Source organism: Paenibacillus sp. FSL W7-1287, assembly GCF_038004245.1.
Lineage (GTDB): Bacteria > Bacillota > Bacilli > Paenibacillales > Paenibacillaceae > Pristimantibacillus > Pristimantibacillus camelliae.
Window position 1 is genome coordinate 2,064,834 of record NZ_JBBORD010000001.1, and the last position, 15,911, is coordinate 2,080,744.

Here is a 15,911-nt window from a genome sequence, read left to right on the forward strand (position 1 = left end):
GATGAAAAAAGTAGCGATTTTCGGTGTCGGTCTTATCGGTGGCTCCATCGCACTTTCTCTTAAAGGACAACAGGATTTGCTGCTATGCGGATATTCTAATCGAGAAGCATCAGCGAAGAAGTATGTTGAGCGCGGCGTTGTTGATTATGCAACAACGTCTGTTGAGGAAGCAGCGAGTGATGCTGATTTTATATTTCTATGCGTACCTGTCGGAATGATGGATGATTATATTCAAAAGCTGAGCACGATTCCACTAAAGGAAGGCTGTATCATTACTGATGTGGGCAGTACAAAGCTCTCGGTGATGAATTCGGCGAAGGCGTTAGCAGCCCAAAATGTTATATTTATTGGTGGACATCCAATGGCAGGCTCAGAGCGTTCCGGTGTCGAGGCTGCCTCGAGCAGATTGTTGGAGAATGCCTTTTATGTACTAACTGCAGAGCAGGATACGCCTCCGCATGCTATAGAGGAGCTAGAGCAGCTCCTTTCCTATACAAGAGCGCATATTGTAAAGGTAGATGCAGCAGCACATGACACGATCGTTGGAGCGATCAGTCACTTGCCTCATATCATTGCTGTTGGACTAGTTAATCAGGTGAGAAGCTATAATGATAGCAATGGACTATACGAGCTTCTAGCAGCGGGTGGTTTCCGTGATATTACAAGAATTGCTTCGGGCGATCCACCACTTTGGCGTGATATATTATTGGACAACAAGGAAGTGCTGCTTCAGCTGCTTGACGACTGGCAGCAGCAGATGTCACATTTTCGCACGATGCTTGAGCAAAGTGATGGACCGGCAATCGTGGACGCCTTCGCTTCAGCTGGGCAGTTCCGTTCAAGAATGCCAGAGAGACGAAAAGGAATTATCCATTCCGTATTTGATTGCTTTGTAGATATTCCTGACCATCCGGGTATAGTTGGTTCGATTGCTTCAGAGCTCGGTAAGGAAAATATCAATATTAGCAATATCCAGATTATTGAAAGTCGTGAGCAAATTCCTGGTGTCTTGAGACTTAGCTTTCGTACACAGGAACAGCTGGATGACGCAATCAAGCTACTTCAAAGCAAAGGCTATCACGTAGAATTATAAATTTTTAATGTAGTACGTTAAAAGGGAGGGGCTATAACTGGTCTGCTCCCTTTTCTATCTCTTTTTCATATGAAAAATTAAATTTATTTAAAATGAAAGCGCTTATTGACAAAGTGGAAGCGTATACATATAATAAAAGTACAGTATGGTTTCTCTCCACTCCTATCCAATAACATTTGTGTTCAAGATGAACACGGACCACTCATTGAGTGGTCTTTTTTTTGCCTCTTTTTTCAGAGATATGTTATTCTAAAGAGGAGTGTTACTTTTTTATTGCCTTTATATTGGTTATAACGATTACTTTTTATAGGTTCATTACGATAGCAGTATCGAAAACGCAACTTTTATACCTTTGTGAAGTATATGAATATATACATCCTTGGGTGAAATTGCAGGTGGAGGAGGTTCGCCTGTTATGACTGATTCCCAGCTTATACGTGAAATCAAGGATGGCAATGTCGAGCTCTACACCGAGCTGATGAATCGCTACCAGCGAAGAATATTATCATTTATTTATCATATGTTGAAAAGCGCCAAGCTTGAATCTATAGCAGAAGACTTAACATCGGAAACGTTTTATAAGGCTTATAAAAGCTTACATACGTTTCGTGAGCTCGATGCTACCTTCTCAACATGGCTTTATACGATTGCTAAAAATACAGTGCTAAGTGAGCTTAGAAAACAGAAAGCAGCTACGGTATCGATTGAAGAAGTTAATATCGAACCTATCGTATCTACTGAAGCAACGCCTGAGCAACAGCTGCTGCTAACTGAACGAATGCATTTAGTTAGAAAAGCTATTGATCAATTGCCTGAAAAGCAGCGTGCGGCCATTATATTACGAGAATACGAACAATTAGACTATCAGGAAATTGCGAATATATTAGGACAGACAGTCAGCTCAGTGAAGTCATTGCTGTTTAGAGCAAGAGCGAGTATCAAGGGTCAGCTAGAGCCTTATATTGTTCAAGACACTGGCAGTCATGACTTAGAAAGGATGAATCGGAAATGAATTGTAAGCAAGTAGATGAGCTTCTACACACGTACTGGCAGCTAGATGAAGAAAATCCACTGCGAATTGAAATTGAAGCGCATTTGTTCGACTGTGAGCATTGCGCTGCTAATTTGGATTTAGAACCAATTGCATTTCCTGTCCTGGATGAAAAGGAATCCTTGCTTGGCAACAGTGCATTACATAGCTCGGCGAATATTAGTGAAAATGTGATGAAGCGAATATATGAGGAAGAAGCATGGTACATGCCAATTACAAGCAAGCGGTATCAGTTTACCAAAAGCTTTCGCCGGAATGCTGCGATTGCAATTGCCAGCTGCCTCGCTATGTTTTCAATTGCATTATTTTTATTTATTTTTGACTACTATAAGAATACAACTGCGATGCCTACAGCCAAGGTTTCTGGAATCGTAGACGTAGCTAATGCATCTGCAAACGAAGGTGTTTACACTTCAATTTATACAGGATCCATTCCAGTAGCAAGTATAAGCGATCCTATTGTATTACAGGTTGTACCAACGTTCCCTCAATACTACGTGGCATTATCATTCGTCGGTATCGTTATGACGCTGCTGGTGATGGGCTGGTTTACGAGAACTAGACAATAATTGGAAGGTGGATGGAGCATGCAGATAGGATTGATTCGTCATGGTGAAACGAGCTGGAATGCTGTCAAGCGAATTCAAGGACAAACCGATATCCCATTAAACGAGAACGGGATTAAGCAAGCGAAGCTGCTTGCACAGAGGCTGCAAGGAGAACGTGAGGACCAGCATTGGGACTATCTAATAACGAGCGATTTACAGCGAGCAATGGCTACAGGACAGCATATTGCAGAAGCTCTGCAAATTCCAATGCTCTCCCCCGATTCACGATTAAGAGAGCGTTACTTCGGTCAAATCGAAGGTACAACGCTAGAGGAGCGTGTTGAGCGCTGGGGAGAAGGCTGGAAGGAGCTTGATCTAGGAGCTGAAACTGATGAGGCAATGAGATCGAGAGGCTTGACGCTGCTGAATGAGCTATATGCTAGTTACCCGGAACAGAACATCCTATGTGTCACACATGGCAGCTTTATTGCAGAGCTATTACTAGAGCTTTTTCCGACTATAGAGGATAAACGAATCAACAATTTGTCTTACTCTATCTTGAAGCGTGATAGTGAGTCTTGGCAGCTGATGCTGCACAATTGTACCAAGCATCTAGAGCTTGATACATGTGTTTAGGCTTGAGCTTTGCGATAGCAGTAAGCAATTGCTTGTCATGAATGAAGTTGCGGCATATAGAGAAATAAGATATGATTAATGTTATGCCTAATGTTTGGACAATCATGATGAAATGAGGATTTACAATGTCTGTAAGTTTGGAACAGGTTCGTGTGATGCAGGACGAATTGTTGATTCGCGATGCATTGAGCAATCTATCTAAGGATGCGCTAACGATTATTCGTAGAAATGCATCTGTAAAAAATGTAAGTAAGCTAAATCGGGAGCAGTTGCTAGAAGCGTTAATTGAGCAATTGCCAATCGTTTATAAAACGGAGTTAATGTCTCTTTTATATGTGATGGATGATGAACGCATCACTTTGCTGGAATACGCCGCGTCTAAAAACGGTATCGTTGCTGTTACGGAGGATTGGACTGAACAGATGACGCAATACTGGCAAGAGCTTGGCTTAATGTTTAAGCACACCGTTGCCGGACGGGAAGCAATGGCGATGCCTGTTGAGCTTATTCCAGTAGTAAAAGAGGTTTTAACGAAGCTAGATCGTAAAATCATCGAGAGAAATTCGATATTCCTAAAGACGATCAAAGGCATGATGTACTATTACGGTGCGCTCACGCATGAGCAGGTAAAGGAACTAAGTGATCGATACCCTATGTTTGAGCAGCTTCAAGCACCCTATATGCATATCATCGTAAACTATCGCCACTATCGTAGCGATATTGGAGTCAATGATAGCTATGTTTATCATAACGCTATTCCAGATCCAACATTGATTATTAAAGAGCAGAGCAAGCGTGAGGACGTGCCGCACGCGATGTTTACTGCACTTCAATTACAGCAGGCTGGTGAGGAACAATTTGTACTGCGTACACAAGCACACCAGATGCTTGTTGACATGCTCATGAAAAACTTTCAACTGCCTAAATTCGAGGCGAACCTTGTAGCAGATCAATCCGAGTTTGGAATTCGAGCAGGGCTGCAGCTTCAGGATTTGGTCGATTATATGAATCGTGAAATGAAGCTTACTGAGGATGCGTTGAATATGCTGCTTCCTCGTTTAATTATTATGTATAACAATACACCGCAATGGTGCTTAAAAGGGCACAGTGCCAATGAACTTACGCATGGTACGACGGAGCCAGCTGAACAAGATGCAAAAGTAAATAAAGCTAATCTTGGACGCAATGATTTATGCTATTGTGGTAGTGGGAAAAAATATAAAAAATGCTGCATGAACGCGTAGATAATGACTAGAATTATTCATCATACGTTTTTTGCGTTATGTAATCTAGGCTAGCAAATGGACAAGCTATCAAGGTGATCATACTAGCTATTATCAGATAAAAGTTATTAAAGGTTAAGGGAACAAACGATGTGATAAATGTGGGGAACAGCTCCGCGAAGCACATCTGTTTGTTCCCTTTTTGTTTTAAATGCGACCTGAGTGGATAAGGTAATGACATGCTGCAAAACAAAGAGGAATGAATTTGCTTATTGAGAGCTAAGAAGTTTGATGTTTTTATGCATTGAACGGGATGAAAAATTGTGGAAAATAGTATGAAACCTTAAAAATTACCAATACTACAAATACATACACATTGAAGCAGGATAACAAATAGGCAGGAGAGGATCATCGATGAATTTATCAGATATGCTTAGCTACGCGGACATTTCGCAGCTATCCTCAATCGCAGAGCAATATGGCTGCGAATGCAACGGTCATTCAAAGCATGAGCTCATACAAGCAATTTTAGCAAATGCTCATCAAAAGGAGGTTATTAATCAAAGTATCGATCGACTGCGACTGGAAGAGCTTAGATTTTTGAATTTTTTGTTGTTCGAAAATTTGAAAGCATATAGCTTAGAGGATTTAATAGCGCTACTTCAGCAATGTCGATTTGATATGCAGCCTACAAACGCATTACATCGTAAGGAAGCAGTTGCTCAATCAGCAACAACTAGGAAGCAAGTGAAAAAAAGAAAGAAAACAGTAGAAGCGACTGAGGTGGCCGCACCAAGAGAGATGATTGCACGCTTCAAAAGTAAAGGCTGGCTGTTTAATGGATATCGTGGGCATGAGCGCTACATGTTTCATGTACCGGCAGATTTTAAGCTTAGATTCAGGCAGCATTTGCTCGGAAGACTACAGAAGGAAGCCAGCTATGTAGAAGCACCGGCTAACTATGAGGATGAAAGCGGAAAGCTGCTGCTTGATATGAGTATGATGATTGAATATATAACGAAGAACAATCCCAATGCTGCACTGGACGGTGTGCTGCATCGTAGAGCAGTGCTGCAGCTTAATGAAGCGAGTTCAATTAAAGAAGAGCTCCCGAGCAAGGGGGCATGGAAATTTGGCTACGGTAAAGGATTTGGGGAGCTCCCAGATCGTATGACACTTATTTATGACTATTTATGGAGTAAACGATGGATCTTGCTTCAGGAAGATCGGATCGTAGTTAATGCAACGATGATACCGAATCAGATTGAAGCTTCAGAGCTTAAAACGGTTGTCATCCATTGGATGAAACGGTATCGGACGCCAATTCCGAATATTCGAGCACTGATGTACTGGATAACGATGTTATCAAGCAGCTGGTGCACGCTCGAATCCATTGAGCGGGTATTGCTGCCGTTCATCAAGCCATACTATTTTGATTCAGCTTCACAGATTTTACATAAACGATTAGTAAAGCCTATGCAGCACTTTGGATTACTTCAGGTGAGTGATGACGTGGAGTCTGGTCGATTGCTGCAAGCCACACCAGTTGCAAAGCGATTGCTATCTGAGCTTTATCCATAACGTTAGTACACATTGACAATACATAGCTCCATTGTTAAAATTTCACTACATTTAACGGGGAGCTGGTCTAATGCTAATTACATATCAATCTTTTCGTCCAAGACTAGGACAATGTGTATATGTTGCGGAAGGAGCAAAAATTGTAGGCAATGTAACGGTTGGCGATGAAAGCACCGTATGGTTCAATGCTGTGTTAAGAGGAGATCTTGCACCGATTCAGATTGGGAATCGCTGTAACATTCAGGATGGCGTCGTTGGGCATGTCAACACAGATCAGCCGCTAATCGTAAAGGATGAAGTCTCTGTTGGACACAGTGCGATTATTCACGGCTGCACCATTGGACAAGGCAGCCTAGTAGGAATGGGCGCTATAATCCTGAACGGAGCGGAAATAGGTGAATATGCTTTAATAGGAGCGGGTGCTGTTGTTACGGAAAATAGTAAAATTCCGGCCTATACCTTATCGCTAGGAACACCAGCTAAGGTTGTTCGTGAGCTTAATGATGCTGACCTTGAACGAATGAAAAGAACAATGGAAAGCTATGTATTCAAAGGATACGAGTATAGGAATAATTAGCACCGCAAGTGGAGGTGTTTCGTATCGATAAGATGAATATTCAATATGAAGCAATGCTTGGTTTAACTGCAGAGCTGATTCTTGATGAATCGTTGCGCAGCTACCAGCGAGATAAGCTTCAGCAGGCGATTGATGAGTCTCTTGCAACAGGCAATGAGGAGCAGTTCTATGAGCTAACCAAAAAACTTCAGCAGCTGGAATCTTCATAGGTTAGGGCAGAGTATAGCTTCCTGTGTGAACTGGAATTCTAAGAGATAAGCTTGCCGCCGGTGCCGGACCTATAGCATTTGGCGGCTTTGTTATGTAAGATGTAGACTAGACATACAAGAAGGAGGAGATCTATGTGAAGTTTAGCGAGATTGAAGCTGAACAGTGGGATGAACTAAAGCCGTATGTTGATACATGTCTCTTGCCAATTACCGGGCTTGATGGAACAGAAACGCCATCAGAGGCTACAAATTACTTAGAGCAGCTACGTGATGTGATGGATCTGGTTGAGATACCGTACCGAGGTAGAATCGTAACCTACCCTGCTTACCATTATGTATACGGTAACGAGGGGAGCCAGCAAGCAATAGCGAGGTGCTGCGCTAACTTAAAAAGTCAGGGCTACAAGTATATCATCCTTATTACGTCTAAAAGCGATATCATGTTTCAAATAAATGAAGCAGATCTATGGATCGCACCGACTGAGGATGGTAATTTGCCAAGTGATGTGGAAATAAGTAGAAAAATACGTGAACTGTGGCATTCATAATATTGCTATATTTTATAAAGTAATCGCATCAAATGGGCGAAAAAAGGGTGAAACATTTGCAATTCTGTGTCAATTGTGACAAAATGATAACAAATTGTTGAACGACATTGCCTAATTGTTACATATGTCCTGCCAAATTCTTGACGGTATTTGGTAGCTGGGCTATTATATTTATGTCCTAGTTCGTCATATGGTTTTGCTTTTACGCAAAACGGCAGAATTGGTTGGCAAAGGGGGTTAGAACAGAAAATGAGTAACCATGAACATCAGGATTCGAAGCACCAGCCGGTCCAACGAAAAGAGATGTCCCGTCGTCAATTTTTATCCTATACACTTGGCGGAACAACAGCTTTTATGGTAGGCGGCACGGTGTTGCCGATGGTTCGCTTTGCAGTAGATCCATTGCTAGCAAAAGGTGGCGAAAGCACGCTAGTAAAGGTTATTGAAGAAAGTAAAGTTACGGCTGAGCCGCAAGAAGTAAAATTCAAGGTTCGCCAGGTTGATGGTTGGTACAAAAGTGAAACGGAAAAGGTAGCTTGGATCTCTAGAGATGCATCTGGAGCAATCTTTGCACTTTCCCCAGTTTGTAAGCATTTAGGATGCACAGTATTCTGGAACACACACGGCAGAAATGAATATGATTGCCCATGTCACGATGCCCGTTATTCCAGAGACGGTAAAAACATTACCGTTGCAAACTTGCCATTAGATGAATACGTTGTTGAAATTCAAGATGGCTTTGTGTATCTTGGCGGCATTATTGCCAACACTCGAGCATAGGAGGGCGTAAATTAGATGTTTAAAAAGGTTTACAACTGGATTGATGAACGTCTCGATATTACGCCGCTTTGGAGAGATGTTGCGGACCATGAGGTGCCGGAGCATGTTAACCCAGCACATCATTTCTCAGCATTTGTTTATTGCTTTGGTGGCTTGACGTTCTTTATTACAGTTATTCAAATTTTATCTGGAATGTTCTTAACGATGTATTACGTTCCAGACATTATTCACGCTTATGCAAGTGTGGATTACCTGCAGCATCAAATACCGTTTGGTAAAATTGTTCGCGGGATGCATCACTTCGGTGCGAGTTTAGTTATTGTTATGATGTTCTTACATACACTACGCGTCTTCTTCACAGGTTCTTATAAAGCGCCTCGTGAGATGAACTGGGTAGTAGGGATGCTTATCTTCTTTATTATGTTGGGACTTGGCTTTACAGGCTATCTGTTGCCTTGGGACAACAAAGCTTACTATGCAACAAAAGTAGGGGTAGAGATTGCGGCATCTGTTCCATATATCGGTGAATATATTGCATCCTTCTTATATGGTGGAGACATAGTAGGTGCGCAGACGCTGACGAGATTCTTCGCAATTCACGTCTTCTTCTTACCGGGAGCACTCATTGCAATGCTTGCGGCGCACTTTATTATGATTAGAAGACAAGGTATTTCTGGTCCACTATAATAGAAGGGAGGCAGTAAAGATGGCACACGGTCATAAATCAGACGAAAAAATTGTATACGTTGGCGATTCTCGTGTGAAAAAATCTGGTCGCAGAGACAGCACACCGCCAGACTATACTTCTTTCCCTGGTAAATCGGAAGCCTTCATACCAAACTTTCTTCTAAAAGAGTGGATGGTAGGCTGTGTTGTATTAGTTGGTTTTCTTGTGTGGGTTATGGCAGAAGCTGCACCACTTGGCTACCCAGCTGATCCAACGAACGCATCCTTTATTCCGATGCCAGACTGGTATTTCTTGTTTCTGTATCAGTTCTTGAAATATCCGTACGTTTCGCAAGATTACATACTGCTTGGTACATTGGGTATTCCGGGGATCATGTTCGGCGCATTAATGCTAGCTCCTTTCCTTGATACAGGTAAAGAGCGTCGTTTCTATCGCCGTCCAATCGCATCTTCCTTAATGTTTCTTTCCATTGCAGCAGTAGTTTATCTAACGGTTGTATCCTGGGATCATTACCAGTACCAGCTTGAAGAAAAGGGTATCGTACCTGAGCACCATGAGCGTGCTGATAAGGTTCGTGAAGCATTAGAACGCGGAGAAGAGCGTCCAAGCTTCCTGAAAACGGCAGAAGCACCAGCGATTATCGAGCCTGAGGATCCTATCTTCGCGTCTGTAGTTGAGGCACAGTGTATCGGTTGTCATGCTGCAGACCTTAACGGCGCAGGTGGTCCTTCACTTCTAGGCATCGGAAATCGTATGACTTCCGAAGAAATTGCTGATATTATTATTCACGGTAAAAACAATGGCAGCATGCCAGCGTTTGAGGGTACACTCTCAACCGATGAAATTAATCAGTTAGCTGAATGGCTAGCAAAGCAAACACAGTCTTAATTGTAAAGACCTTGTCGCATTAGCGGCGGGGTCTTTTTTCAAAGAAGGGATACATTTATGAAATTATCATTTTCATTGTTACTCAGTCCAGCTTTGCTGCTTAATCGCAGCTTCCTGTGGCTGCTCTTTATCGTAAATTTTGCAGGAACGATTTATGGGTACATATGGTATGAAAACCAGCTAATCTGGACAATCGAGCAGAAGGAAAGCTGGATGCTGCCTTTCGTACCGGATTCACCAACTGCGAGCTTATTTTTCTCCATCTCGGTATTATTTCTACTGTTTCCACCAAAGGGCACAAATGTAATCGTCAGCAGTATAGTGCGGTTTATTAACGCATTAGCAGTCGTATGCTCCTTCAAATATGGGATATGGGCGACAGCTGTTATTATTGCAGGTGCAGCGCAAGGCGACCCTCTTAACTGGCAAAGCTATATGCTGATGACCTCGCATATAGCGATGGCTGTAGAGGTGATGCTATATGCCCGATTTATGAAGCTTAGCTTAGCGAGCTTTGTGGCGGCAACAGCATGGCTTCTGTTGAATGATACAATGGATTATACGTTCGGCATCTATCCATGGCTGCCGTCAACGCTTCATTCGCATGTTGATACCGTCATGATCCTAACCTATTTACTTTCCATATGCAGTCTTATTGTTGGGTTAATTAGCTGGAAATTGTTTAGAAAACAGGCATAACTTGTCCTTCCTTCCCATAGTATGATACTGGGAGGGACGGCTATGAAATTTCGTATTGGTATTATGGCATGTATAAGTGTAATATGTCTGTTAGCTTTGATGGCAACTGTATTCGGTAAAGTTGAAGCGAAGGGCGATGAGCATAACAAAGGCAACACTCGCTTAATTAAGCTGGAACAAACAATTGCCGAGCTATATGAGCAAGGCAATGCTTCACATAAACAAGAGGTGTACAGGCTCGTTCAGAGCTTAAAGCACCAGTTGAATGAGCCAGAGCTTCTACAGCAAGGTACAGTTAATGCATGGACGATGATGAGAGAAGATGTGTTAACCGTGGAAAAGGCACTTGTTAATAAGGAGTCTGGCATTGTTTGGCGAGAGCCGATTAATCGACTGCGCTTGGCCGTCGATTCTCTCATGCAGGCTGAGCAAGGTCCGTGGCTTCAATATGAGGCATTATTATTAGATGATATTCAATCCATTCGCAGAGTAAGTCAATCCAAACGGGAAAATAAAGTAGAGCTAACGAATATATATGTAGAAAAGCTGATGGAGCGTATTGAAAGAATGGAAATGGCCGCTTACATGGTCGGGGATGAGAAGGTTATGTCTCAGCTGTTAAAGCGCTCTGATATGCTACAGCATTTTATATCCTCACATAAGGATGGATGGAATCAATCTCAGCATAAAAGCTTAGTTACCTTACTTGATGGAATGGAGCTTACTGTTCACGCGCTCTTCGCTATGGCTGAGGAAACGATTACTGTTCCAGCAGTAACCGCTCCAGCCAATGCTAATGCAACAAGCTTTGCGTTATTCATTGGTGCAATCATCTCAGCATTCCTTGCGTTTGCTGGCTATCGAAAGTACAAGCAAGAGCCATTTGGTGTTAAAAACTGGAGAATTTAATCCTCTTCTTTAAATCCTTCACCAAGAACATCCTGAACTTCATGAATAACAATAAATGCTTTAGGGTCGATATTTCGTACGAGCTGCTTGAGACGATGAGTTTCAGAGCGAGCGACTACGCAGTATACGACCTTTTTTGTTGAACCAGAGTAAGCCCCTTTCGCAGGTAGAATGGTTACTCCTCGATCCATTTCTTGCGTTACTCGTTCTGCAATACGCTCACCATTCTCCGTGATTATGGAAAACGCTTTGGCTGAATAAGCGCCGTTTTGTATAAAATCGATCATTTTAGAAGCGATAAACACCATGACTAATGTGTAGAGAATTTTATCTAAGGAAATATAAAAAATGGAGATGCCAATAATGATGGCGTCAAAGACTAATATAATTTGTCCCATGCTGAAGCCCTTCCAGCGAGACAATATGCGAGCGATGATATCTATTCCGCCAGTAGTCCCTCCAAAACGAAAAACGATACCTAAGCCGGCGCCTAGCGTTACACCAGCATATAAGACGATGAGCATAGGATCATAGCCATTTTCGAACGAAATGATGCTAGTAAGCTGCGAGTAAGCTTCAAAGATAGCCAAAAATCCTGAGAGGGCCACAGAACCATAAATTGTATAAATCATCTTTTTGCTGCCGAGTATTTTCCAACCGATCAGAAACAACGGAATGTTAATGACAAGTGTTGTAACAGACATCGGGAACTGAAAAACGTAATTGAGCAGCACAGCAATCCCAGTAACACCGCCCTCCATGAGTTGATTTGGTATAACAAAGCATTGCAATCCAAATGCATACAGTGCGGCACCGATCGTAATCGGGAGGATTTGCTTCAAAACGGAAACCCATTTAATGTTCATGATGTTCATTCCTTTTCTAGCTTTGGTACTTGTAGTATACGTTACTTTTCGCTTCAAAAAACATTGTTTTCTTAATAGTGTTACGGTAACATAAGAATTGGAATGTGCAATGAAAGGATGCTGAAGTCGATGGCTGAAAAAACGCTCGCGCAAATTCAGCGTGAAGTTGATGAATACATATCACAATATAAAGAAGGTTATTTTAGCCCACTGGCCTTGGTAGCAAGACTTGCTGAAGAGGTTGGCGAGCTAGCAAGAGAAGTCAATCATTCTTATGGTGAGAAGCCTAAGAAGGCTGATGAAGCACCTAATTCCATCGAGCTGGAGCTAGGAGATATATTGTTCATTTTGAACTGCTTCGCCAATTCGCTAAATATTGATTTGACTGAAGCTCACGATAAAGTGATGCATAAATTCAACACACGCGATGCTGATCGCTGGACTAAAAAGGAATAAAGGTGAATAGCAAATGACAATTAAAGTAGCAGTAATTGGAGCAAGCGGTAGAATGGGTAAGGAAGTTGTGAAGATGGTTGCTGGCGACCCAGAGCTTCAGTTAGTAGCAGCGGTTTCTCCTTCCAATGCAGGTAAGGATGCTGGAGAGCTCATCGGGGTAAACAAGCTGGGTGTCACGGTAGCAGCTTCATTCGAGGATGTCATTGACAGCGTGCAGGCAGATGTCATGGTTGACTTTACAACGCCTCATTTGGCCTATGCACATGCGAAGCGTTCGATCGAAGCGGGAATCCGACCGATCATGGGTACGACTGGCTTCACACCTGAACAAATTACAGAGCTAGAGCAGCTATGCGAGCAGTATAAGCTAGGTGGGCTCATTGCACCAAACTTCTCCATCGGAGCTATCTTAATGATGAAATTTGCACAGGAAGCTGCAAAATATATGCCGCATGTGGAAATTATTGAATATCACGGTGACCAGAAGCTCGATGCTCCATCCGGTACTTCAATTAAAACAGCAGAGCTTATTGCTGAGACGAGACAAGAGATGCGTCAAGGTAACCCTAATGAGAAGGAAACGATTGAAGGTGCACGCGGAGGTTATTATGAAGGCTTCCGTATTCATAGTGTACGTTTGCCAGGCGTTTTTGCTCAACAGGAAGTTATCTTTGGCGGGGATGGACAAACATTGAAAATTCGTCATGATTCGTATGATCGTGCTGGTTATATGCCAGGCGTTAACCATGCCGTTAAAAAAGTAATGACTTATACCGGTTTAGTATACGGGTTTGAACATATTATGGACTAACATTATATCTCGGAGCAGAAGAGAGGAATTATTATGTTGAATATTGCATTTATTGCACATGATCGTAAAAAGGATGAAATGGTTAACTTTGTTATTGCATATGAACAGGCTTTTGTTTCACATAAGCTGTATTCAACTGGAACAACAGGAACAAGAATTATGGAGCAAACCAATTTGCAGATTCAGCGCTTTTGCTCCGGTCCACTAGGCGGAGACCAACAAATCGGTGCTTTAGTAGCGCAAAATGAAATGGATCTTATTGTCTTTTTACGTGATCCGCTTATGGCTCAGCCGCATGAGCCAGACATTACTGCACTACTGCGTTTATGTGATGTACAAGGCATACCTGTCGCTACGAATATAGCTACTGCTGAGCTATTAGTGAAGGCGCTAGTGCGAGGGGATTTTTCTTGGCGTGAGCTTGTTCACAAATATAAGCCGGGAGTAGATCAATAATGGAGCAATTAGACATTTTAGTGTTTGGTGCTCATCCCGATGATGCTGAGATCGGCATGGGTGGTACCATTGCTAAGCATACATCGATCGGCTATAAAGTTGGAATATGTGACCTTACGCAAGCTGAAATGTCCTCTAACGGCACCGTAGAGCTAAGGCAGCAGGAAGCTGCCCAAGCCTCTGCGGTGCTTGGTCTATCTATGAGATCGTGCTTACGCCTGCCCGATCGAGGACTACGGCTAGCGAAAGAGCATATCGACCCCATCGTCGCTATGATTCGTACCTATAGACCACGACTGGTTTTTGCGCCTTACTGGGAGGACCGACATCCCGATCATGTGATGTGTAGCAAGCTTGTAGAAGAGGCAGTATTTAACGCAAAGCTTCGTAAATATATGCCAGAGCTATCAGCTTGGCAAGTAGAGCAAACGATGTTCTACTATATTAATGATGTACATAACGTATCTTTAATGATAAATATAAGTGAGGAAAGCGAGCTGAAGGAGAAGGCTCTTCGCGCGTATTCTTCTCAATTTAATGTCGCTGCAACGAGTGACGGAGTAGCAACACCTTTAACGAATGGGTATATTGAGCGTGTTCAGGCTAGAGACTCGCTTTTAGCTCAATCCAAGGGCTGGCAATATGCTGAAGGGTTTACCGTTAAAGGACCGTATCCTATTACGACGTTGTAGTAATTACAGATCAGGAGGTGCGTCACTCTGACGCGTAAACTTAAGATTGGCATTACATGCTACCCAACATTAGGCGGTTCTGGTGTCGTAGCGACGGAACTAGGTAAGCTACTCGCAGAGCGTGGTCATGAAATTCATTTTATTACACATAGCATGCCTTTTAGACTAGGAAAGTTTCATAAAAATGTGTTTTTCCATGAGGTAGAGGTCAATGATTATTATGTGTTCCGCTACCCACCTTATGATCTAAGCCTAGCTAGTAAAATGGCACAGGTCGCACAAATGCAGCAGTTAGACCTCATACATGTTCATTATGCTATACCACATGCTGTCTGTGCATACCTTGCTAAGCAAATGCTTAATAATGGATTAAAAACGGTAACGACACTTCATGGTACGGATATTACTGTGCTAGCACAAGATGAGTCGTTAAAGGATCTAATCCGACTAGCGATTCACCAAAGTGATGCCGTAACTGCCGTATCGCAAGATCTCATTCAAGAAACAAGACAGCTGCTTGATATTACAACGCCGATTGAGTTAACCTACAACTTTGTAGATAAGCGTGTATATTATCCTCGCGAAGTAACACAGCTTAGAGGAGACTATGCAGCACCACATGAAAAAATATTGATGCATATCTCTAATTTTAGGCCAGTTAAGCGTGTGTCAGATGTTTTAGATATATTTGATAAAGTACAGCAGGAGCTACCTGCAAAGCTGCTTCTTGTTGGCGAAGGACCTGAACTAACGAAAATTCAGTGTAAGGTTAAAGCTTTAGGCCTTGAAGATAAGGTGCTGTTTTTAGGAAAACAGGAGGATGTCGCTCAAGTCATATCTATGGCGGATATTCTGCTGCTACCGTCTGAGAAAGAAAGCTTTGGCTTAGTTGCATTAGAAGCAATGGCTTGTGGTGTACCGACGATTGGGTCAACAGCAGGAGGAATACCTGAGCTTGTCACTCATGGCGAGACAGGATATCTTGCGCCTATTGGTGATGTTGATGCGATGAGTCAATATGCGATTGAATTGTTGAAGGATGAAAAGCGATATCGTTCAGTCGTTGAGGCTTGCATCGAACGAGCTAGAAATGAATTCTGTAATGATCGGATTACGCACGAATACGAAAGTATATACTATAAAGTACTTGGGCTTGAATCAGAGATCAAGCCATTTACGTCTACGATGTGTCGTGCATAG

At 42.5% G+C, this 15,911-nt stretch carries 20 protein-coding genes; 19 read left to right on the forward strand and 1 reads right to left on the reverse strand.

Annotated elements, in window-relative coordinates; all coding sequences use genetic code 11:
• The first annotated feature begins 1 nt into the window (after position 1).
• The 14 genes from NSQ99_RS09380 to NSQ99_RS09445 all read left to right on the forward strand — a co-directional run bounded on the left by NSQ99_RS09380 (position 2) and on the right by NSQ99_RS09445 (position 11,430).
• Positions 2–1,093, forward strand: coding sequence for a prephenate dehydrogenase (locus tag NSQ99_RS09380; RefSeq protein WP_251666582.1), 1,092 nt, complete (start codon positions 2–4; stop codon positions 1,091–1,093).
• Between the two features lie 415 nt (positions 1,094–1,508).
• A complete protein-coding gene (locus tag NSQ99_RS09385) occupies positions 1,509–2,105 on the forward strand; it encodes an RNA polymerase sigma factor (RefSeq protein WP_251666581.1) in 597 nt (198 codons plus the stop codon).
• A complete protein-coding gene (locus NSQ99_RS09390; RefSeq protein ID WP_340836300.1) occupies positions 2,102–2,713 on the forward strand; it encodes an anti-sigma factor family protein in 612 nt (203 codons plus the stop codon). The genes NSQ99_RS09385 and NSQ99_RS09390 overlap by 4 nt, the downstream gene beginning before the upstream one ends.
• An 18-nt stretch (positions 2,714–2,731) precedes the next feature.
• Positions 2,732–3,328, forward strand: coding sequence for a histidine phosphatase family protein (locus tag NSQ99_RS09395; RefSeq protein WP_251666579.1), 597 nt, complete (start codon positions 2,732–2,734; stop codon positions 3,326–3,328).
• A gap of 125 nt (positions 3,329–3,453) precedes the next feature.
• On the forward strand, positions 3,454–4,572 hold the full coding sequence (locus NSQ99_RS09400) for an SEC-C domain-containing protein (protein WP_251666578.1): 1,119 nt from the start codon (positions 3,454–3,456) through the stop codon (positions 4,570–4,572).
• Between the two features lie 393 nt (positions 4,573–4,965).
• A complete protein-coding gene (locus NSQ99_RS09405) occupies positions 4,966–6,132 on the forward strand; it encodes a hypothetical protein (protein ID WP_340836301.1) in 1,167 nt (388 codons plus the stop codon).
• A 70-nt stretch (positions 6,133–6,202) separates the two neighbouring features.
• Positions 6,203–6,709 (forward strand): gamma carbonic anhydrase family protein, encoded by a 507-nt coding sequence (locus NSQ99_RS09410; protein WP_251666576.1) that lies wholly within the window; start codon positions 6,203–6,205, stop codon positions 6,707–6,709.
• A gap of 32 nt (positions 6,710–6,741) precedes the next feature.
• Positions 6,742–6,918, forward strand: a complete 177-nt coding sequence (locus NSQ99_RS09415) for an IDEAL domain-containing protein (RefSeq protein ID WP_285855646.1) — start codon at positions 6,742–6,744, stop codon at positions 6,916–6,918.
• A gap of 134 nt (positions 6,919–7,052) precedes the next feature.
• A complete protein-coding gene (locus NSQ99_RS09420; protein WP_251666575.1) occupies positions 7,053–7,466 on the forward strand; it encodes a DUF2487 family protein in 414 nt (137 codons plus the stop codon).
• Between the two features lie 249 nt (positions 7,467–7,715).
• Positions 7,716–8,246, forward strand: a complete 531-nt coding sequence (locus NSQ99_RS09425; RefSeq protein WP_251666574.1) for a Rieske 2Fe-2S domain-containing protein — start codon at positions 7,716–7,718, stop codon at positions 8,244–8,246.
• A 15-nt stretch (positions 8,247–8,261) separates the two neighbouring features.
• Positions 8,262–8,933, forward strand: a complete 672-nt coding sequence (gene qcrB / locus NSQ99_RS09430; protein WP_251666573.1) for a menaquinol-cytochrome c reductase cytochrome b subunit — start codon at positions 8,262–8,264, stop codon at positions 8,931–8,933.
• A gap of 19 nt (positions 8,934–8,952) precedes the next feature.
• A complete protein-coding gene (locus NSQ99_RS09435; protein WP_340836302.1) occupies positions 8,953–9,822 on the forward strand; it encodes a c-type cytochrome in 870 nt (289 codons plus the stop codon).
• Positions 9,823–9,879: 57 nt separating this feature from the next.
• Complete coding sequence (locus tag NSQ99_RS09440; protein ID WP_340836303.1) at positions 9,880–10,521, forward strand: DUF1405 domain-containing protein; 642 nt, start codon at positions 9,880–9,882, stop codon at positions 10,519–10,521.
• 42 nt (positions 10,522–10,563) lie between these two features.
• Positions 10,564–11,430, forward strand: a complete 867-nt coding sequence (locus NSQ99_RS09445) for a sporulation protein YpjB (RefSeq protein WP_340836305.1) — start codon at positions 10,564–10,566, stop codon at positions 11,428–11,430.
• Here the strand turns inward: NSQ99_RS09445 and NSQ99_RS09450 are convergent.
• On the reverse strand, positions 11,427–12,296 hold the full coding sequence (locus NSQ99_RS09450) for a YitT family protein (RefSeq protein WP_340836306.1): 870 nt from the start codon (positions 12,294–12,296) through the stop codon (positions 11,427–11,429). The two genes, NSQ99_RS09445 and NSQ99_RS09450, sit on opposite strands and share 4 nt — an antisense overlap.
• A gap of 129 nt (positions 12,297–12,425) precedes the next feature.
• Here NSQ99_RS09450 and NSQ99_RS09455 point away from each other — a divergent pair, with 129 nt between their 5' ends.
• Genes NSQ99_RS09455 through bshA form a run of 5 tightly spaced genes read left to right on the forward strand, consistent with a single transcriptional unit; the run spans position 12,426 to position 15,911 of the window.
• On the forward strand, positions 12,426–12,752 hold the full coding sequence (locus NSQ99_RS09455; RefSeq protein ID WP_251666568.1) for a nucleotide pyrophosphohydrolase: 327 nt from the start codon (positions 12,426–12,428) through the stop codon (positions 12,750–12,752).
• 13 nt (positions 12,753–12,765) lie between these two features.
• Positions 12,766–13,563, forward strand: a complete 798-nt coding sequence (gene dapB / locus NSQ99_RS09460) for a 4-hydroxy-tetrahydrodipicolinate reductase (protein WP_251666567.1) — start codon at positions 12,766–12,768, stop codon at positions 13,561–13,563.
• A 33-nt stretch (positions 13,564–13,596) separates the two neighbouring features.
• Entirely contained in the window at positions 13,597–14,019 is a 423-nt protein-coding gene (locus tag NSQ99_RS09465) for a methylglyoxal synthase (protein WP_340836307.1), read from the forward strand.
• Positions 14,019–14,711, forward strand: coding sequence for a bacillithiol biosynthesis deacetylase BshB1 (bshB1, locus tag NSQ99_RS09470; RefSeq protein ID WP_340836308.1), 693 nt, complete (start codon positions 14,019–14,021; stop codon positions 14,709–14,711). Before NSQ99_RS09465 ends, bshB1 begins: the two co-directional genes overlap by 1 nt.
• A gap of 27 nt (positions 14,712–14,738) precedes the next feature.
• Positions 14,739–15,911, forward strand: a complete 1,173-nt coding sequence (gene bshA, locus NSQ99_RS09475) for an N-acetyl-alpha-D-glucosaminyl L-malate synthase BshA (RefSeq protein WP_251666783.1) — start codon at positions 14,739–14,741, stop codon at positions 15,909–15,911.